We start from the raw sequence: 18,837 nt of genomic DNA, 5'->3' as shown, positions 1-18,837 counted from the left end.
AGCGGTCCATAACCCATAGCAAAGGTCAAACCTTAATTTGACTTTACAGTAATTAACAATTCACTGTCAAACATCTCTTCCGGAGAAATAACTGTTTCATTGAACGGAATGTTATTACCATAACGTTCTTCCATTTTTTTCTTAACTATAGCATTTTTCAGATCCAGATCGCTTAACTTTTGAAGCTTGCCTATTTCAATTCCGGTAGAACGTTGGTAGATCTTCCAGATCAGTTCTGAACAATATATCTTATCACCTGACCATTCAAAAAAGAGATCGTAACTCTTCCCTTTAAATTGATCTGCTACCTTGTGCATTTTTGCCAAGGCCGTTGGTGTTAAAATAGTACTTGAGTTTTTTAATCGCTTAATAACAAATTTTCCTTTTTGACCACGGGCGATCCACTGATAAAGAGGTGTAAATTTCACAGGTTGTACCGCTTCAAAAACATTATACCCGCTTCCGTTTTTTAAAATTATACCGCAATGAGAATACCTTGATTTTGTAGCTAACTGAACGGCCATACTTTGTTTTGAAAGCGAAGTTTGGAATATCAGATCACCTTCTCTCAGATCTTGATCCGCATTAAGCTTAGTCACTTCTTTTCTTGCCTTTTCGATGGGTGAAACGATATACCGAGACCGCCATTTTAAAACCGATGCCACACATACTATTAACAATATAAATACGAGCGCTATTTTTTTCATTATAAGCTAATATACTTTAAATGCATTATCTATCGCGCTAATTAAATATTGATCATTACTCTACAAAAAAAAGCACCTGTTGTTAAACAAGTGCTCTATATTATGTGGTTAGATTTACGCCAATACTTTTTTCCAACTCACCAACTCACCAATAATCTTTTCTAACTGATCGGCAGGGACACGTTCCTGGGCCATGGTATCGCGGTGGCGGATGGTTACGGTATCGTCTTCTAAGGTTTGATGATCGACAGTGATACAGATCGGTGTACCAATGGCATCCTGGCGGCGATAACGTTTGCCGATGGCATCCTTTTCTTCGTATTGGACGTGGAAATCGAGCTTTAAGCGATCCATGATCACGCGGGCCTTTTCGGGCAGGCCATCTTTTTTAGTTAACGGGAAGATAGCGGCCTTTACCGGAGCTAAGGCAGGCGGGAAACGTAATACCACGCGGCTGTCCTGTTTCTCTTCAGTGCTCAGGTCTTCTTCTTCGTAGGCGTTCATCAGCGTAAGCAGGAACATGCGGTCCAACCCTATCGAGGTTTCGATAACGTAAGGGATATAGTTGCCGTATGGTTTGCCGTCTTCGCCAAGCTCAGGATCAAAATACTGCATTTTTTTACCTGAGAACTTTTGGTGCTGGCTCAAATCGAAGTCGGTACGGCTGTGGATACCTTCAACCTCTTTAAAGCCGAATGGAAATTCGTACTCAATATCAACCGCGGCATTGGCATAATGCGCCAGTTTGGTATGGTCGTGGTAGCGGTATTTATCCGGACTGGTACCCAAGCCCAAATGCCATTTCAGGCGGGCTTCTTTCCAGTATTTGTACCATTCCATTTCGGTGCCTGGGCGAACGAAGAATTGCATCTCCATTTGCTCAAACTCGCGCATGCGGATGATAAACTGGCGGGCGATAACTTCATTACGGAAAGCTTTACCAATTTGTGCTATCCCGAAAGGAATTTTCATCCTGCCTGATTTTTGCACGTTTAAAAAGTTTACAAAAATGCCCTGTGCGGTTTCGGGGCGCAGGTAGATCGTGTCCGACTCATCAGCGACAGCGCCTACCTGGGTACTGAACATAAGGTTAAACTGGCGAACGTCTGTCCAGTTGCTGGTTTTTGATATCGGGCAAATAATTTTATTGTCGATGATGATCTCTTTAAGGCGCGGCAGATCTTCATTTTTTAGCGCCGTATCCATATCGGCCTGCAAAACTTCGGCCTCGTCGGTTTTGCCTTCGGCATCCAGCTGGGCAATTTTATCTTCGATCAACTGATCGGCGCGGTAACGTTTTTGCGAATCTTTGTTATCGATCATCGGATCGCTAAAGCCATCAACGTGGCCGCTGGCTTTCCATATTTTGGGGTGCATAAATATGGCGCTGTCAATACCCACAATGTTTTCGTGCAGCTGCACCATGCCTTTCCACCAGTAAGTTTTGATGTTGTTTTTCAACTCGGCGCCATTTTGACCATAATCGTAAACAGCACTTAAACCATCATATATCTCGCTCGATGGGAAAACAAAACCATACTCTTTGGCATGGGAGATCACATTTTTAAACAGTTCGTCGGTATTTTTACTCATAACAGGGCAAAGATAGTTTTTTGATGGAAAATGTGAGAGGTAAGATGGAAGATATTGCTGTAAGGTTTGAAGTTTTAGCTTGTGGTCGGTGTTATCACCGCGCCACTTAGAACGTGAAGGTGCGGTGATAACACCGACCTTAGGCTGAATTGGGTTTGAAATTCCTATCTAAGTTGGTGTCGGTTTCAAGTCCGGACTAACAGCTAGAAAGCCTGGCAAAATGAAATCATATAATTATACTTAATTTTTTAGGCATAATATTTTTCCTATTTTGTAGCAAACTAAACCTTATAACCATGAAAAAAACTTTACTTGTATTAGCCCTAGTATTTAGTATTTATTTTACTGCCAGTGCACAGGATGATGCCCTGCAACCACGTGTTAGCCTTGGGGCGGGTTTTGGTGCAGCCGTAGGTGATTACACCAATTATCCTGCCGCCTTTCAGCTAAACGTTAAATTTGAATATCCTCTTAGCGACTCGCAATTAGCCATTGTGGCCGGAACAGGTTTTTCAGTTTTTACCGGGACAAAAGGTTACGATTACCCCGGTACCGCTACCCCTGAAATTGAAACATTTGTACCGGTACAATTAGGTGCCCGTTATTATATCAGTAAACTTTTTATTGAAGGCGATGCAGGAGCTTCTTTTAATCTTGGCTCGACCTCCACCAAAACTGCAGTTGTATTAACTCCAAGCGTAGGTTATGGCTTCCGTTTTGGTTCAAGCCGGCGTGCGGGCTTAGACCTGAGCGTAGGCTACGACGCCCGCTTGAACACCCCGGCATATGGCACAAGTTTTAATCAGGTATTTTTTAAAGTAGCATTTAGCTTAGGATTATAATAATTAGCTATAGCAAGCGTATGGCCCCGGTATTAATTTACCGGGGCTTTTTTGTGGGGTTAATGGTAGTTTCAGATCCGGACCAACAGCTGAAAAGCTGGCAAAATGCAATCATATAATTATACCTAATTTTTTAGGAGTAATATTTTTTTTTACTTTGCAGCAAATTAAACCTTATAACAAATGAAAAAAACCTTACTTGTATTAGCCCTATTATTTAGTATTTATTTTACTGCCAGTGCGCAGGATGATGCCCTGCAACCACGTGTTAGCCTTGGGGCGGGTTTTGGTGCAGCCGTAGGTGGTAACACCGCCTATTACCCTGTCGGCATTCAACTGAACGTTAAATTTGAATATCCTCTTAGCGACTCGCAATTAGCCATTGTAGCCGGAACAGGCTTTTCATTTTTTACCGCAGCAAACGGTTATAACTATACCGCCGACTCCTATGGCAGTACCACAACCGGTGATATTGCAACATTTGTACCGGTACAATTAGGTGCCCGTTATTATATCAGTAAACTTTTTATTGAAGGCGATGCCGGAGCTTCTTTTAATCTTGGCTCAACCGCCAGTGTACCGGTTACCAAAACTGCAGTTGTATTAACTCCAAGCGTAGGTTATGGCTTCCGTTTTGGTTCAAGCCAGCGTGCAGGCTTAGACCTGAGCGTAGGCTACGACGCCCGCTTGAGCACCCCGGCAAATGGTGCAAGCTTTAATCAGGTATTTTTTAAAGTAGCATTTAGCTTAGGATTATAATAATTACCTATTGTAAACGTATGGCCCCGGCATTAATTTACCGGGGCTTTTTTGTGGGGTTAATGATAGACTGAAATGTGCAGATAGTTGGAAGGTTTAAAGGTTGGAACGTTTTAGGGTTGTTATAGGCTTTCGTTGAGTGGGATTGCAAATTAGTTATGTTCGAAAGATTAGATTTTCATCAAAACTCCTTCCTTATTTAGCTTGTGGTCGGTGTTATCACCGCACCACTTAGAACGTGAAGGTGCGGTGATAACACCGACCTTAGGCTGAAATTGTACCGTATTAGCAATTTAAAGTTTGTCGCGGTCATCTGCGTAATTAGGGTAATCATTTAAATCAACGTTTCTGATTTGGGGCGTTGCCTGCGGCCCGCGCTATCCGTTACAAGTCCTCGCCGCTGATAGAAGCGGCTGCGGGCTTTCCACTTCTATCGCTAACGCGGGTTTACGTAAAGTAATAACTTCTGCTATTTTTGCGTTCAATTCATCTGACGACAAACAATGAGTATTTCGGTAAACGGATTAACCAAAATATACGGAGCACAAAAGGCGGTTAACGGTATCTCGTTCGGCGCTAAGCCGGGGCGGGTGCTGGGTTTTTTAGGGCCGAACGGGGCGGGAAAATCAACCACGATGAAGATGCTCACCTGCTTTATTCCGCAAACGGCGGGCGTGGCAACGGTGGCGGGGTTTGATATTACTGATCAGCCGTTAGAGGTTAGGCGCCATATCGGCTACCTGCCCGAAACCAATCCGCAATACCTGGATATGTATGTGAAAGAAAGTCTGGCGTTTATTGCGGATGTGCACAAAATACCTGATGCGCCTAAACGTATAGTTGAAGTAATTGAGCAAACGGGTTTAGGTCCGGAGCAGCATAAAAAGATAGGGGAACTATCCAAAGGCTACCGGCAGCGGGTGGGTTTGGCGCAGGCCATTATCCACGATCCGCAGGTGCTGATACTGGATGAACCGACATCGGGCCTCGACCCAAACCAGCTGGTGGGTATCCGTCAATTGATCCGCGACCTGGGGAAAACCAAAACCATTATTTTATCAACCCATATTATGCAGGAGGTAGAGGCGGTTTGCGATGATGTGGTGATCATCAGTAAGGGTAATATCGTTGCCGATGATACTTTGGCTGGCTTGCGCGAAAAGCATACGGGGAAAAGTTTGGAGCGTATTTTTATTGAGCTGACGGGGGAGTAGAGTCAAGAATCAAGAGCCAAGAATCAAGAAGCAGGAGGATGTCATGGTGAGCTTGTCGAACCATAGTGCGGCAGGCCTTTACACGCGTCCTTCGACTGCTGAGTTTGTCGAAGCATCAGGATGACAGCCCTCTTAAAGTGACACACAATACCTGACCGAAATAAACACATGTTTTGCTGAATATTTATTCTATGAAAAAGTTTTTAATATTGATGCTAATTATAGCTGTTTTTGGTTCGGCACACGCACAAAGACGCGGGTCGGATGATAAGCAATCGGTGTTTTTGGGCGCGGGGTTCGAGTTGGGCCTGCCGTCGAACAGTCCGATATCGGTGGGTTACGGTGGTTCGTTAAAAGCGGAGGTGCCTTTTGCACAGTTGCCAATAGCGCTAACGCTTACGGCCGGTTATATGCAGTATAATTACAAAAACACATTTATAGAGTTAGTTGATCTTCACCCGCAGTTTGTACCGTTAAAGGCGGGGCTACGCTACCAGCTTAGCCCGGGTTTTTACAGCGAAGGCGAATTAGGTGAAGCCATCAAACTAAACAACGGTTCGGGTGGTTTATTTGATTACTCGATAGGGCTTGGTTTTTTGGTACCGATAGACCGGAAGAACTCGGTAGATATTGGTTTCAGGTATGAGGCTTATGGCGAAAACCAGTACAAGCAAACGGGCATCAGGGTAGCGTACAGGTTTGGGATGTAGATCGGTTATTGTGTTATTGCCTTGCCTTTTTGAAGAAAATTGAGTATATTTAGGTAAAACAGAAGCAAGAATTAAGAATCGAGAATCAAGACAAAAAAATAGTAAAACACCCATATTTACCCATGTCCGGAATAAGAATCAAAAAGCAGGAATCAAGATAGAATGATCGTGAAAATACCGAAGAATACCTATGTGTTAGAATAGAGGCAAGAGTCAGAAATCAAGATGAAAAGTGAATTGAAAATACCCATATTTACCCATGTGTCACAAGCCGAAAGCGAAAAGCATCATGTTAAAACAAGTGCGAAAATTTCTTACAATTTCCCCCCTTACAATGGGAGCTTAAAAACAAATTGAAAATACCGAAGAATACCTATGTGTTTGAATATCCGTTCTAAAAATCCGAAATTAAAAATTCGAAATTCGAAATAAAAATAATTCCCTTGCTAACTATCCTCAAAAAAGAAATCACCTCGTATTTAAGCTCCATGGTGGCGTATGTTACCATTGTGGCGTTTTTGCTGGTACTGGGTTTGTTTTTATGGGTATTCCCGGAGTCGAGCATACTGGAGTATGGTTACGCCGGTTTGGATAGCCTGTTTAGCACCGCGCCGTACCTGTTTATGTTTTTAATACCGGCCATCACCATGCGTTCGCTGGCGGAGGAACGGAAAGAGGGCACCTTTGAACTATTGGCTACCCGCCCGCTTACCGATTGGCAAATTGTGCTGGGCAAATACCTGGCTTGCTTGCTTATTGTGCTGTTTGCCCTGGTGCCTACGCTGGTGTATTATTACTCGGTGCATACCCTGGGGCTGCCGCAGGGAAATATTGATACCGGTGCGGTTATCGGCTCGTACATCGGTTTGTTTTTGCTGGGTGGGGCGTTTGTATCCATCGGCTTATTCGCCTCGTCGGTAACCAATAACCAGATCATTGCTTTTACCATCGCGGTGTTTTTGTGTTTTGTGGCTTATAGCGGGCTGGATTCGGCAAGCACCCTGCTATCCCTGCAAAATTCGGGCATACAGCATTTGGGCATTAACGAGCATTACCAGAGCATTAGCCGTGGCGTTTTAGATACCCGCGACCTGCTGTACTTTTTGAGCTTTATTGTTTTGTTTTTAGCGTTCACCAAAACCATTATAGGAGGGCGCAAATGGTAAGCAGCAGGAAACGTACCGACCTGTTACAATTGCTGGCCCTGGTCATTGTGATCATTGTTGTCAATGTTTTCCTTTCGGGGAAGGTGTTTACCCGGTTTGATTTTACCAAAGAGAAGCGCTATACCTTATCGGCGGTAAGCCGCAACCTGATGGATAGTTTGACCCAGCCGGTAAATGTTACTGTGTACCTGCAGGGCAATGATCTGCCGCCTGCTTTTAGAAGATTGCAAAGCGCTACGCGCGATATGCTGACCGATATGCAGGCTTACTCGTACCAGCATATTCATTTTGAGTTTGTTGACCCTTTAGGCGGTTTAACCGAGCAGCAGCAAAACGACACCATCAAGGCGCTGCAAAGCAAGGGGCTGGATGTTACCGCCCTGAGCGTTAAAACCGAAAATGGCCTGACACAAAAAACCATCGTGCCATCGGCACTGGTTACCTGCGGCGATAAGGAAATAGCTGTAAAATTGCTGCAAACCCGTATTGGTTTGAGCGATGAGGAGCAACTGAACAACTCGATACAGAACCTGGAATACGCCTTTGCATCGGCCGTAAAAAGGGCAACAAGTACCGGCAGGCAATCGATAGGGTTTACCGAAGGGCATAACGAACTGACTGACCGGCAGTTGAACGATGCCATCAAATCGTTATCCGACGGTTTTGTGGTTGGCAGGGTAAATTTGAAAACTATTCCGTTTTCGAGTATGGCGGCCATCAGTATGCTGGTGATCCCCAAACCGGACAAACCTTTTACAGAGCTTGAAAAATTTAAAATAGATCAATACCTGATGCGTGGCGGACGTATATTGTGGACCATTGACCAGGTAAGTGCCGAACTGGACAGCCTGCGCGGGCACGGTACACAGCAACTGGCCTTTAACAAACAGCTTAACCTGGATGATCAGCTGTTTCGTTACGGGATCCGCATCAATTATGACCTGATAGCCGATATGAGCTGCACGCAGATACCGCTAAACACCGGTAACGTTGGCGGGCAAAGCCAGATGCAGATGGTACCCTGGTTGTTTTACCCGATCTTTGTCCCCAACTCAAAACACCCGATAGTAAAAAACCTGGACGGCATCCGCACCGAGTTTGTGAGCACGATTGATACGCTGGCGGTTAAAGGGACAAAGAAAACCGTGCTGCTGCAATCAACGCCGTATAACCGCACGCTCAGCACACCGCACCTGCTATCACTGCAAATGGTTGAGGATGTTCCCGATCCGAAAACATTCCAAAGTGCGCCAAAAACAGTTGGTGTTTTGCTGGAAGGTACCTTTGTATCCGATTTTAAAAACCGCCCGGTGCCCGATAGCCTGAAAGAGCATGTGGATATCATCGCGCAAAGCAAACCCACCAAAATGATCGTCATCAGCGATGGCGATGTGTTTAAGAACCAGGTATCAAGTGATGGCTTTCCGTACCCGATGGATGTGGATAAATATAACCCCAACAGCCGCTACGGCAATAAAAACCTGTTACTTAACATTGCCGATTACATGACCGACGACTCGGGCCTGATAGCCTTAAGGAACAAGGAGATACAGCTGCGCTTGTTAAACAAGGCCCGTATCCATGGCGAAAAACTGTATTGGCAAGTAATAAATAATGTAATTCCGGTTGGTTTGGTGTTAATTTTTGCTATTTTTCAACATTATACGCGCAAAAGAAAGTATGCGCGGTAATTTTTATATTTTTGATAGATAATTACTGAAAGAGTATATGAGATTTATTGTTTCCACATCAACGTTGCTTAAGCAATTACAGGCAGTTAGCGGGGCGCTAAGCAGCAGCACTGTACTACCTATACTGGAGAATTTTTTGTTCGAGATAAAAGACGCGACCTTAACCATATCGGCTACGGATCTGCAAACCAGTATGACCACCTCTTTGCCTGTTGAAGCGAAAGAGAATGGCCGTGTGGCAATACCATCGCGTATTTTAATGGATACTTTAAAATCGCTGCCGGAGCAACCTATTGCTTTTTCGGTTGACGATAAAACCTTTGCAATTGAGATCAATGCCGGCGACGGTAAATATAAACTGAGCGGTGAGAATGGTGACGATTTTCCGAAAATCCCGGTAGTTGAAAACGCTTCATCGGTAAATTTACCTGCATCGGTTTTAGCCGAAGCGATCAATAAAACCATATTCGCAGTAAGCAACGACGAATTGCGCCCGGCCATGACCGGCGTATTTTGCCAGCTGACCACGCAATCGTTAACGTTTGTGGCTACAGATGCGCATAAACTGGTTCGCTATCGCCGCAAGGATGCAAAAGCAGCCGGTACAACCTCATTCATTTTGCCTAAAAAAGCCCTCAACTTATTGAAATCATCGTTGCCGGGCAGTGATGTGAATGTTGCTGTTGAATACAATACAACCAGTGCATTTTTTAAGTTTGAAAACATCAACCTGGTTTGCCGTTTGATAGACGAGCGTTACCCGGATTACGAAGCGGTTATTCCACAAAGTAACCCTAATAAATTACTGATAGACCGCCAGGCGTTTTTAGGTTCGCTGAGCCGCGTGGCCATTTACGCCAATAAAACCACCCACCAGGTGAGGTTAAAGATCAATGGTAGTGAGCTGAATATCTCATCGGAAGATATCGATTTTGCCAACGAGGCACACGAGCGTTTAAGCTGCCAGTACGAAGGCGAGGATATGGAGATCGGCTTTAACGCCCGTTTCCTGATCGAGATGCTGAAAAACCTGAGCTGCGAAGAAGTATCGCTGGAAATGTCGACACCTAACCGTGCGGGCTTATTGTTACCGCAAGGAGGTGATGAGAACGAAGATGTACTGATGCTGGTAATGCCGGTAATGCTGAACAGCTACGCGTAGTTGGTTATTTGTTATTGAGTTATTAGGTTAATGAGTTCCTGGTAGCGATGGGTTTGAAACCCATCGCTACGATAGATATCCGTTTGATAACTAAGAAAACTTAATAAGAAAGGTCATCCCGAATTGTTTCGCTATCTCTTAATATAGAGCCGTTTGTAAGGTCTTATTTTCGACTTTTAATTTTTACTTTTCAGGGCGTTGCCTATGGCCGGGCTTTCCGCTCATACTGCACGGGCCTTAGCCACAGGGCCGGTATCCGCTGCAATCCCTAACGCAACTTTTTAGGGAATAGAATACATCTTAGCAAAAACAACTCCTTTGAAGAAGAAGCTATATCTTTGGTATAATGTTGAGAATCAATTGTTATCCGGTTTTACTTGTTACCCTGCTGTTAGCAGCCTGTAACCATGCTGATAGCAAAATCTCACAACCAGCCATAGGTCCTCAATTGCGGAATATTGCTTATCAAAGCAATTCTACCCGATCCATCCATGTATTTGTTGCGTTATGCGATAATAAATACCAGGGGATAGTTCCGGTTCCGGCAGCTATAGGAAACGGGCAGGACCCGGAAACCAATTTATACTGGGGATGCGATTTTGGTGTACGTACTTTTTTTAAAAAGAGCAAAGAGTGGAAACTGGTAAAAAAGCAAAAGCTAAATAACATGGTATTAGAGCGTTTGATCTTTAAAAACACTGCACATAATTACTACCTTGTTGCCGATGCCTATGATGGCCGTTACATCAAACAAAGCACAGAAGACCTGTTGTATAGCTGCTCGGGGAAACTGAAAGATACCATTCATGTTAACGCTACAGTGATCGGCATAGATGGTAACGCTAACCTGCTTGCCTATATTGGCCATGATGGGTTAATGGATTTCACACTGGCAAATAACTTTAAGACCAATGACAGCGTAAAAAGAAATTGCATTGTATTGGCCTGTATCAGCAAAAAATATTTTGGCCCGTATTTAAAAGCTGCCAATGGGTATCCGCTGGTTTGGACAACCGGCCTGATGTGCCCCGAAGCTTATACTTTACATGATGCGGTATCGGGCTATATCAATAACGAGCCTAAAGAAAATATCAGGTTAAGGGCGGTAAACGCCTACAACAAGTATCAAAAGTCGGGCCTTGAATTTGCTAAAGCACTTTTGGTATCGGGTTGGCAGTAAAATATTCGTCAGTGTATTGCTGTTGGCCTAAAGTTTAAGTATCAGTATTTTATTTGATATACTTGATCAATAATGCGCCCTGTAAAAACAGATTACGATGCAGTAATAGTAGGCTCGGGACCGAACGGGCTGGCGGCAGCTATTTTGTTACAGCAAAACGGTTTATCGGTTTTGCTGTTAGAGGGTAAAGATACCATTGGCGGCGGTTTACGCTCGGAAGCGTTAACCTTGCCCGGATACCTGCACGATGTTTGTTCGGCCATTCATCCTTTGGCGGCGGGCTCGCCGTTCTTTCAAACTTTGCCGCTGCAACATTTCGGACTTGAGTATATTTATCCTGCAATAGCGGCAGCGCACCCTTTTGATAACGGCACCGTGGGGGTTTTACAGCGATCGGTAACGGATACGGCCCGTTTGCTTGGCGCCGATGCGCGGGCATACCTTAAGCTAATGCAGCCCATTGTGAACGATTGGCCCGTCATGGCAACGGATGTTTTAGGGCCACTGCATTTCCCACAACATCCCATTAAAATGGCCAGGTTTGGCCTGGCGGCATTAAAACCCGCTACCGGGCTAACAAACCGTTTTAAAACACCACAAGCCAAAGGTTTATTTGCAGGTATGGCAGCACATTGTATGCAACCCATCAGCAATGCGGCCACATCAGCCATAGCATTGGTGCTTATGGCAGCCGGGCATCTGCATGGCTGGCCAATGCCCAAAGGCGGTTCACAAAATATAGCCCATGCATTGGCCGGTTATTTTATTTCGCTGGGCGGGAAGATAGAGACCAACACCTACATCAGGTCGATGGAGCAGTTACCTTCGTCAAAAGCTGTTTTATTTGATGTTACGCCAAAGCAACTCTTACAGATAGCCGGTCATAAATTTTCAAATATCTACAAATGGCAGTTGGAACGATACCGCTACGGCATGGGGGTATTTAAGGTTGACTGGGCGCTGGATGCGCCGATACCTTTCCGCTCGGAAGAATGTCGCGAAGCCGGAACTGTACACTTAGGCGGCAGCATAGCAGAGATAGCCATTACCGAACAGCAAACCTGGGAAGGGCAGCACCCCGAAAGCCCATTTGTATTGCTGGCACAGCAAAGCCTGTTTGATAACTCGCGATCGCCGGAAGGCAAACATACCGCCTGGGCCTATTGCCACGTGCCCAATGGCTCGGTACGCGATATGACCGACCGGATAGAGAACCAGGTAGAACGCTTTGCTCCCGGCTTTAAGGATCTGATTTTAGCACGGCATACCATGAACACCACGCAAATAGAAGCGCATAACCCCAATTACATTGGCGGCGATATCGGCGGCGGTGTTAACGATATCCGACAGCTATTTACCAGGCCGGCGCTGCGCTGGTCGCCGTACCGAACATCGGCCAAAGGGATCTACATTTGTTCATCGTCAACTCCGCCTGGCGGCGGCGTGCATGGCATGTGCGGTTACCACTCGGCAAAACGGGCATTAAAGGATATTTTTAATATCCGGATAAAGGCTTTGTAAAAGATTTTATTTAACTTGGTGTAAAAAGTACACTAATGTTAAATTGACACTTGTTGCCAATATGATAACGTAACTTTTGAATAATTAAAAATACGGGTATCAAAACCAATCAATTGGCAACGTTGTGATATTTCTATGTAAATTTTTTGTTAATTATGATAATTTTCAGGAATTTCACATTGTATTACCAATTGGCCTTCTAAACTTATTGTTGTCCTGAAATGACTGATTACGCTAAGCTGTCGGAAGTAGAACTTGTAGAATTGCTGAGGGAAGACGAGCTTAATGCCTTTAAAGAAATTTATAAAAGGTATTGGAAAAAGCTATACGGCTCGGCCTACAAGCGTCTCAAAAACAAGGAGCTTTCCGAAGAGATCGTTCAGGAATTGTTTACCACTTTATGGTTCAAACGGCAATCAATACACATCAATCATGGGGTTTCGGCGTACCTTTACTCGTCGGTTATGCATCATGTTATCGATCATTTCCGCAAGGAATCTGTACGCGAAAAATACCGCGAGGCTTTTAAAGTTATCCATAACGATCTGGATAACTCAACTGAAGAAGCTATCCTTTTAAAAGACCTGACGGATACCATTGAACTGGAGATAAACCTGTTGCCAGATAAATGCCGCTCGGTTTATACGCTAAGCCGCAAGGAGCATAAATCGAACAAAGAGATTGCCCTATACCTCGGCATATCTGAAAAAACGGTGGAGAACCATTTGACCAAAGCACTTAAGCGCCTGCAATTGGGGCTGGGGCATTACCTTACCCTGGCGCTGTTGATCGTTTTGCGCGGATAACATCTTTTAATATCCTATATTTACATTACTTAATGCGCTGATTTTAAAACCATAACCAAATCGCATGAAATGCTTTTATATATTATTGATAGCCCTTGTTATGAGTACAGGTGCACAGTCGCAAATCCTTAAAACGGAAACCGATGCCAAGACAGGCAAAGAGATTAAATCGGCAGTAATAATATTGGGTAATGGCATGGCGCAGCAGTTAAACTTTTTTTCGCGCGGAGATGAAAAGCTGATCGAGTTTGTAGAGGGCAGAGTGTTGGAGCCCTGGCCGATGAAGATTTTAAAAACGATGGCCATTACCCTTAAACTTAAAAACGACAGCATATACCATTTCCCGGTTGATACGACGAGATATACCCTTATCGATGACCACGGGTTTCTGCATTCATCCCTGGTAGCTGTTGTGCAGGATAAGCAATTAATACCTTTGCTCAACACCCAGGTGAGGGCAATAAGTTTAAGCTTTACCGGCCAGACAGATCTTAATATTCCAGCCATATCAGATAACAACCGGAGAGAAATTAAACGGGCTGTGGCTTATATAACAGGTAATAAATAGTAAAATATGGCTATTGTAGCGTAACCTGAGAATTATGGTAAATAATCTCTTTCAACAAGACTGTTTTTTTACTTTTGATGAGATTGCCGCAAGTCTAAAATAAAAAAGTCCTCTTAACAAAACGGTAAGAGGGCTTTTATTCAAGCTGAGAAGGAAGCGATTATTTATTTTTTCATCGGCGCTTCTACACCGGAAAGGGATAATACGAATTGGGGTAAACGAACCCCTTCAATATGGATAGCTGAAAGTTCTTCATTAAACTTTTTCAGTTCATCACTGGAAAAGCGCACATCGCTTGCACCCGTGTTTTCGATCATGTGTGCCATTTGCGTAGTGCCCGGAATGGGTACGATCCACGGCGTTTGTGCCAGAAGCCAAGCAAGCGAGATCTGCCCTGGCGTCGCGTTTTTTTCCAAGCCCCATTTTTTAACCAAGTTAACGAGCGGCATGTTCTTAATGATATTTTCACGGGAGAACCGTGATTCGTTGGCGCGGATATCACCAGGCGAAAACCCGGTACCTGCATCAATCGCACCGGTTAGGAAGCCCACACCGAGCGGACTCCAGCAAACAAAGCCGATGCCCAGTTCCTGGCATAATGGAAGTATGGTTTCCTCCGGGCCACGCCACAAGAGCGAATATTCGTTTTGGATAGCAGTTAAAGGATGAACGGCATGTGCGCGCCGAACGGTTTGAGGCCCTGGTTCAGAAAGTCCGTAATGCAATACCTTGCCCTGACTGATCAGATCTTTGATCGCACCGGCGACATCTTCAATAGGGACAGCCGGGTCAACGCGGTGCTGGTAAAGCAAATCGATATGATCGGTGCGCAGGCGCTTTAGCATATTATCTACCACTTCCTTAATGTGTTCCGGCTTGCTGTTTAATCCGCCAGCCATCCGTCCTGTCTTTTGGTCGATGTTCCAACCATACTTCGTTTCGATCACTACTTTGTTCCGGAACGGCGCAATGGCCTCACCTAATATCTTTTCACATTCCCAGGGGCCATAAGCTTCCGCGACATCAAATAAGGTAACACCGCGTTCATATGCTTTCCGGATAATATTGATCATTTCCGGCCTTGAGGGGATGGTTGTCTGGTAAGTGCGGCTCATGTTCTGCACACCAAGCCCAATACTTGATACTTCCAGTTTACCGCCTAACTTGCGTTTGCCCGGTGCGGCAACCACGTTATTAGCTTCGAGATTTGCTGTTTTCGCAATAGCTTTAGAGGCCAGCAATGCACCGCCCGTGAGCATTGCGCCTGATTTTAAGAGTTCCCGGCGGTTCATCTTAGTTTTTCATTTTAACAGGCCTAACCAACTGGGAGAATGTTAACGATCCCATTTTCCATTTGCCGTTTTCTTTAACGTAAACTTCCGTGACCATAAAAGCATGGGTAACTTCGTTGCCACCGACCACTGCCAGTAGATCGATATCGTTCAGGAGAATAGCGGTGTTACCAAAGATGTTTACCGAAGCGCCATAGACTTCTGCCTTTTTGTACCAGATGCCGCCACCTTTGATGGTATTTAGCTCCTGCTTTTTGCCCCAGCTTCCGCCCATATGTACGAAGACACAGTTTTCAGCAAATAAACCGTCTAATGAGGCTACATTTTTATCAGCCATCCACGTCCATTTTGTTTTGGATAGATCGAGTAACTCCTGTTCTTCTTTTGAAGCGTTAGTGGTTACTGCGTTTGGCAATTTCGCCTGTGCAATGCTTAATTGTACACAGGCCATACAAAGAAATAGTCCGATTAAAGTTACTTTCATTATGGAGGGTTTTAAAGGTTTAACATTAGTTATTCAATTGGCGTTCACCTAACCATTTAACCATTTTCGGGTCACGGTGATCAAAGAAACTACTGGTATTGCTATCCAGCGTTTTGATCTTTTCCATTTCTTCGGTTGTCAGTTCAAAGTCCAGGCTGTTCAGGTTTTCCGCCATACGCTCTTTGCGAACGGATTTAGGAATGGCAACCACGCCTCTTTGGGTCAACCAGCGCAGCACCACCTGGGCGATAGACTTGCGGTATTTATCGCCAATAGACTTCAATAGCTCATTTTTGAAAAGATCGTTTTTGCCTTCCGCAAACGGCCCCCATGATTCGATCTGCACATTATTTTCTTTCATAAAGGTATGTGCTTCGTGTTGCTGGTGGAAAGGGTGCGTTTCCACCTGATTAATAGCAGGAACAATTTCGTTATGGATAATGAGATCAATCAGCCTGTCGGGTTGAAAATTACTTACGCCGATGGCCCTGATTTTGCCTTGCTTATGCAATGTTTCCATCGCCCGCCATTCGCCATAGATATCGCCATAGGGTTGATGGATCAGATAAAGGTCTAAATAATCCAATTGTAGCTTTTTGAGTGAACGCTCAAATGCTTTTACGGTACCGCCAAAACCATCGGACTGTATCCATAGCTTAGTTGTGATAAACAGTTCCTCTCTTGGTACACCACTATTTTTAATAGCTCTCCCAACAGCTTCCTCATTCATATAGGATTCTGCCGTATCGATTAAGCGATAACCTGTTTCGATGGCATCTATCACGCTTCTTTCGCACTGGGCCAGATCGGTTACCTGAAAGACACCAAAGCCCAGTATGGGCATTTCAATACCATTATTTAAAGTTACATTTTTCATAGTTTTTGTCTTTTAACAGACTGGTACAAAGGTCATACCTATTCTTAGCATAGATAGGATACGGATTACGGATATTTATACCATTATTACCGATTATGAACACATGATCTGATATAGCAGATTTATTAAGTATTTTTGAGCTGAAGAATCCGCGTCATGGAGAAAATACTGCGTTTTAATTCCATTAGTGAATACAATGCTTTTAATAATAATGAAACAAAGCATCCCCTGATCAGTGTGGTCGATCTGTCAAAAGCAGCACCGAGGCAAGGATCAAAAATGTATTTTGGTTTTTACGTCGTGTTTCTAAAAGAAGTGAAATGCGGCGACCTGGTTTATGGAAGAAATACCTACGATTACCAGGAAGGCACGCTGGTATTTATGTCGCCGGGGCAGGTTGCCGGTGTAAACAGCAATGGCGAATTCTACCAACCCAAAGGCTATGTCCTTGCCTTTGATGCCGACCTGATCCACGGGACTTCATTAGGTAGGCATATTCACGATTATCATTTTTTCAGCTACCAATCCAACGAAGCACTACACTTGTCAGATAAGGAGAAAAACACCGTGATGGACTGTCTTTCTAAGATCAATGACGAACTGGAGCGATCTATCGACAAGCATAGCAAACGGCTGATCGTTTCCAATATTGAGCTTTTTTTAGACTATTGTGTGCGGTTCTATGACCGGCAATTCATTACCCGTGACCATGTACACCAGGGGATAATCGCAAAGTTTGATACTTTGTTAAACGAATATTTTGCGTCTGAAAAACCACAATCGATCGGTTTGCCTTCGGTGGCCTGGTGTGCTGATGCGTTAAATCTGTCGGCGAATTATTTCGGTGACCTGATCAAAAAAGAAACCGGTAAAACGGCGCAGGAATACATCCAATTTAAACTGATCGACCTGGCCAAAGAGCAACTCTTTGACGGAGACAAAACGATTAACCAGATCGCCAGCGAATTAGGCTTCAAATATCCCCAGCATTTTGCACGGCTTTTTAAAAAGCAGGTCGGACAATCGCCTTTGGAATACCGAAACCTGAATTAGTATCTTTAGCATTTCTGTAATCCCCCCCGAAGTTCGCGATAAGGTTATTTATGGAAGGCAGCCAGTCTCATCAAAAGAGATTATTTACAATTATTTTACTTTTTTTTATTGAGGAGTAGGGGGTACGCGTTTGTGAAACGTTATCTTATTATAAACCGACCTTTTATTTCCTTTTATGAAAAGAATCCCATCAATCGAGTTGCTTGAGAAGTACATCAATGGGAAATGTACAGATGACGAAATAGCCCTTATTAAAGATTGGTATTACTCTTTGGAGGGAGAAAACGATCATGTTTCTGACCTGACAGTATTTGAAGAGAAACTTTTAGAAGAGCAGATATATAACCGCATACTCACCAACATTACGTCTGATGTTACCGATGAACCGCAACCTGCTGAAGAACCCGTGCGCCGTACCGGTTTCAAACCATGGTACGCTGTTGCGGGTATAGCCGCTTCGCTGTTAATTTTTGGCGGTGTGTGGCTTGCTCAAACAGGCAGGTTAAAAGACAATACGTTTGCAACTACGCCAACCCAGGAACTGGTTGTAATTACCAACAATACTCACCAGATCTATAAATCAGTATTGCCCGATAACAGTGTGGTTTGGCTAAGCCCAAATTCGCAGATCAGGTTCCCGAAGATCTTTGATAAACGCTTCCGCGGGATCAATATGCTGGGCGAATGCTTTTTCGAGGTAACCAAAAATCCTAAACAACCCTTTATTATTACCAGCCGTGCCATTGTAACCAAGGTTTGGGGTACCAGTTTCAGGGTGCGCGATAATGCTGAAAGTAATTCGGCTGACGTATCCGTGTTAACAGGTAAAGTTTCGGTAAGCATTAAAGGCAATAAAACCGTTGAAACAGCGGATCTGGTTCTGAAAAAAGGTGATGTAATGCTTTATCCGCACCAAAAAGCAGTTTACCTGGTAAACCAAAATTTGTTAAAGCCCCAAAATGGTGATGCGCCGGCTATGCAGATATGGAACCGTGTTAACATGACCTTCGACAATAAACCACTGAGCGAAATTGTACCGGTATTAAACTCAAAATTTCATGTTCATATCAAAGTGGCTAATGATAAAATTAACCGCTATATATTAAATGCCGATATGAGCGGCTTTAACCTGGCCGACGTTTTGGAAGCGTTTAAAAAATCACTTAATGTGAATTATGAAATTAAAGACAATGTTATTGAACTTGAATAAAC

The 18,837-nt window shown here is 44.1% G+C and carries 18 protein-coding genes; 13 read left to right on the top strand and 5 right to left on the bottom strand.

The features are described from left to right. Nucleotides 1-32: 32 nt before the first annotated feature. Complete coding sequence (locus tag ACFGVR_RS08885; RefSeq protein WP_448702455.1) at nt 33-707, bottom strand: YiiX family permuted papain-like enzyme; 675 nt, start codon at nt 705-707, stop codon at nt 33-35. Between the two features lie 114 nt (nt 708-821). Then, entirely contained in the window at nt 822-2,300 is a 1,479-nt protein-coding gene (locus tag ACFGVR_RS08880) for a glycine--tRNA ligase (protein WP_448702454.1), read from the bottom strand. A gap of 296 nt (nt 2,301-2,596) precedes the next feature. Here ACFGVR_RS08880 and ACFGVR_RS08875 point away from each other — a divergent pair, with 296 nt between their 5' ends. The 11 genes from ACFGVR_RS08875 (at nt 2,597) to ACFGVR_RS08825 (ending at nt 13,919) form a co-directional block, all read left to right on the top strand. After that, nucleotides 2,597-3,142 (top strand): hypothetical protein, encoded by a 546-nt coding sequence (locus ACFGVR_RS08875; protein WP_448702453.1) that lies wholly within the window; start codon nt 2,597-2,599, stop codon nt 3,140-3,142. A 183-nt stretch (nt 3,143-3,325) separates the two neighbouring features. Beyond that, nucleotides 3,326-3,901 (top strand): hypothetical protein, encoded by a 576-nt coding sequence (locus tag ACFGVR_RS08870; RefSeq protein WP_448702452.1) that lies wholly within the window; start codon nt 3,326-3,328, stop codon nt 3,899-3,901. Between the two features lie 503 nt (nt 3,902-4,404). After that, nucleotides 4,405-5,115, top strand: coding sequence for an ATP-binding cassette domain-containing protein (locus tag ACFGVR_RS08865; protein ID WP_448702451.1), 711 nt, complete (start codon nt 4,405-4,407; stop codon nt 5,113-5,115). 191 nt (nt 5,116-5,306) lie between these two features. After that, on the top strand, nt 5,307-5,825 hold the full coding sequence (locus ACFGVR_RS08860; protein WP_448702450.1) for a hypothetical protein: 519 nt from the start codon (nt 5,307-5,309) through the stop codon (nt 5,823-5,825). Nucleotides 5,826-6,268: 443 nt separating this feature from the next. Next, on the top strand, nt 6,269-6,991 hold the full coding sequence (gldF, locus tag ACFGVR_RS08855) for a gliding motility-associated ABC transporter permease subunit GldF (protein ID WP_448702449.1): 723 nt from the start codon (nt 6,269-6,271) through the stop codon (nt 6,989-6,991). Continuing rightward, nucleotides 6,985-8,682: a gliding motility-associated ABC transporter substrate-binding protein GldG gene (gene gldG / locus ACFGVR_RS08850; protein ID WP_448702448.1), complete on the top strand. Its 1,698-nt coding sequence runs from the start codon at nt 6,985-6,987 to the stop codon at nt 8,680-8,682. Before gldF ends, gldG begins: the two co-directional genes overlap by 7 nt. A 37-nt stretch (nt 8,683-8,719) precedes the next feature. Continuing rightward, complete coding sequence (gene dnaN, locus ACFGVR_RS08845; RefSeq protein WP_448702447.1) at nt 8,720-9,844, top strand: DNA polymerase III subunit beta; 1,125 nt, start codon at nt 8,720-8,722, stop codon at nt 9,842-9,844. A 346-nt stretch (nt 9,845-10,190) separates the two neighbouring features. Further along, the gene (locus ACFGVR_RS08840) at nt 10,191-11,024 is read left to right on the top strand and encodes a hypothetical protein (RefSeq protein ID WP_448702446.1); all 834 of its coding nucleotides are present in this window, start codon (nt 10,191-10,193) and stop codon (nt 11,022-11,024) included. 72 nt (nt 11,025-11,096) lie between these two features. Continuing rightward, nucleotides 11,097-12,545: a phytoene desaturase family protein gene (locus tag ACFGVR_RS08835; protein ID WP_448702445.1), complete on the top strand. Its 1,449-nt coding sequence runs from the start codon at nt 11,097-11,099 to the stop codon at nt 12,543-12,545. 221 nt (nt 12,546-12,766) lie between these two features. After that, on the top strand, nt 12,767-13,351 hold the full coding sequence (locus ACFGVR_RS08830) for an RNA polymerase sigma-70 factor (protein WP_448702444.1): 585 nt from the start codon (nt 12,767-12,769) through the stop codon (nt 13,349-13,351). Nucleotides 13,352-13,451: 100 nt separating this feature from the next. After that, nucleotides 13,452-13,919 carry a hypothetical protein gene (locus ACFGVR_RS08825; RefSeq protein WP_448702443.1) on the top strand — a complete coding sequence of 156 codons (468 nt, stop codon included), beginning with the start codon at nt 13,452-13,454 and terminating at the stop codon, nt 13,917-13,919. Between the two features lie 164 nt (nt 13,920-14,083). Here ACFGVR_RS08825 and ACFGVR_RS08820 read toward each other — a convergent pair whose 3' ends face one another. Genes ACFGVR_RS08820 through ACFGVR_RS08810 form a run of 3 tightly spaced genes read right to left on the bottom strand, consistent with a single transcriptional unit; the run spans nt 14,084 to nt 16,572 of the window. Then, nucleotides 14,084-15,211 (bottom strand): aldo/keto reductase, encoded by a 1,128-nt coding sequence (locus ACFGVR_RS08820; protein WP_448702442.1) that lies wholly within the window; start codon nt 15,209-15,211, stop codon nt 14,084-14,086. Between the two features lies 1 nt (nt 15,212). Beyond that, on the bottom strand, nt 15,213-15,695 hold the full coding sequence (locus tag ACFGVR_RS08815) for a nuclear transport factor 2 family protein (protein WP_448702441.1): 483 nt from the start codon (nt 15,693-15,695) through the stop codon (nt 15,213-15,215). 25 nt (nt 15,696-15,720) lie between these two features. Beyond that, on the bottom strand, nt 15,721-16,572 hold the full coding sequence (locus ACFGVR_RS08810) for an aldo/keto reductase (RefSeq protein WP_448702440.1): 852 nt from the start codon (nt 16,570-16,572) through the stop codon (nt 15,721-15,723). Nucleotides 16,573-16,728: 156 nt separating this feature from the next. On the opposite strand from ACFGVR_RS08810, the gene ACFGVR_RS08805 reads away from it, so the two are divergent. Beyond that, on the top strand, nt 16,729-17,625 hold the full coding sequence (locus tag ACFGVR_RS08805) for a helix-turn-helix domain-containing protein (RefSeq protein ID WP_448702439.1): 897 nt from the start codon (nt 16,729-16,731) through the stop codon (nt 17,623-17,625). Between the two features lie 175 nt (nt 17,626-17,800). Further along, nucleotides 17,801-18,835 (top strand): FecR family protein, encoded by a 1,035-nt coding sequence (locus ACFGVR_RS08800; protein WP_448702438.1) that lies wholly within the window; start codon nt 17,801-17,803, stop codon nt 18,833-18,835. The last annotated feature ends 2 nt before the right edge of the window (nt 18,836-18,837 follow it).

This window comes from Mucilaginibacter aureus (genome assembly GCF_053514885.1).
Note: the sequence above shows the minus strand (reverse complement) of the source record. Positions and strands in the feature narration are given on the sequence as shown.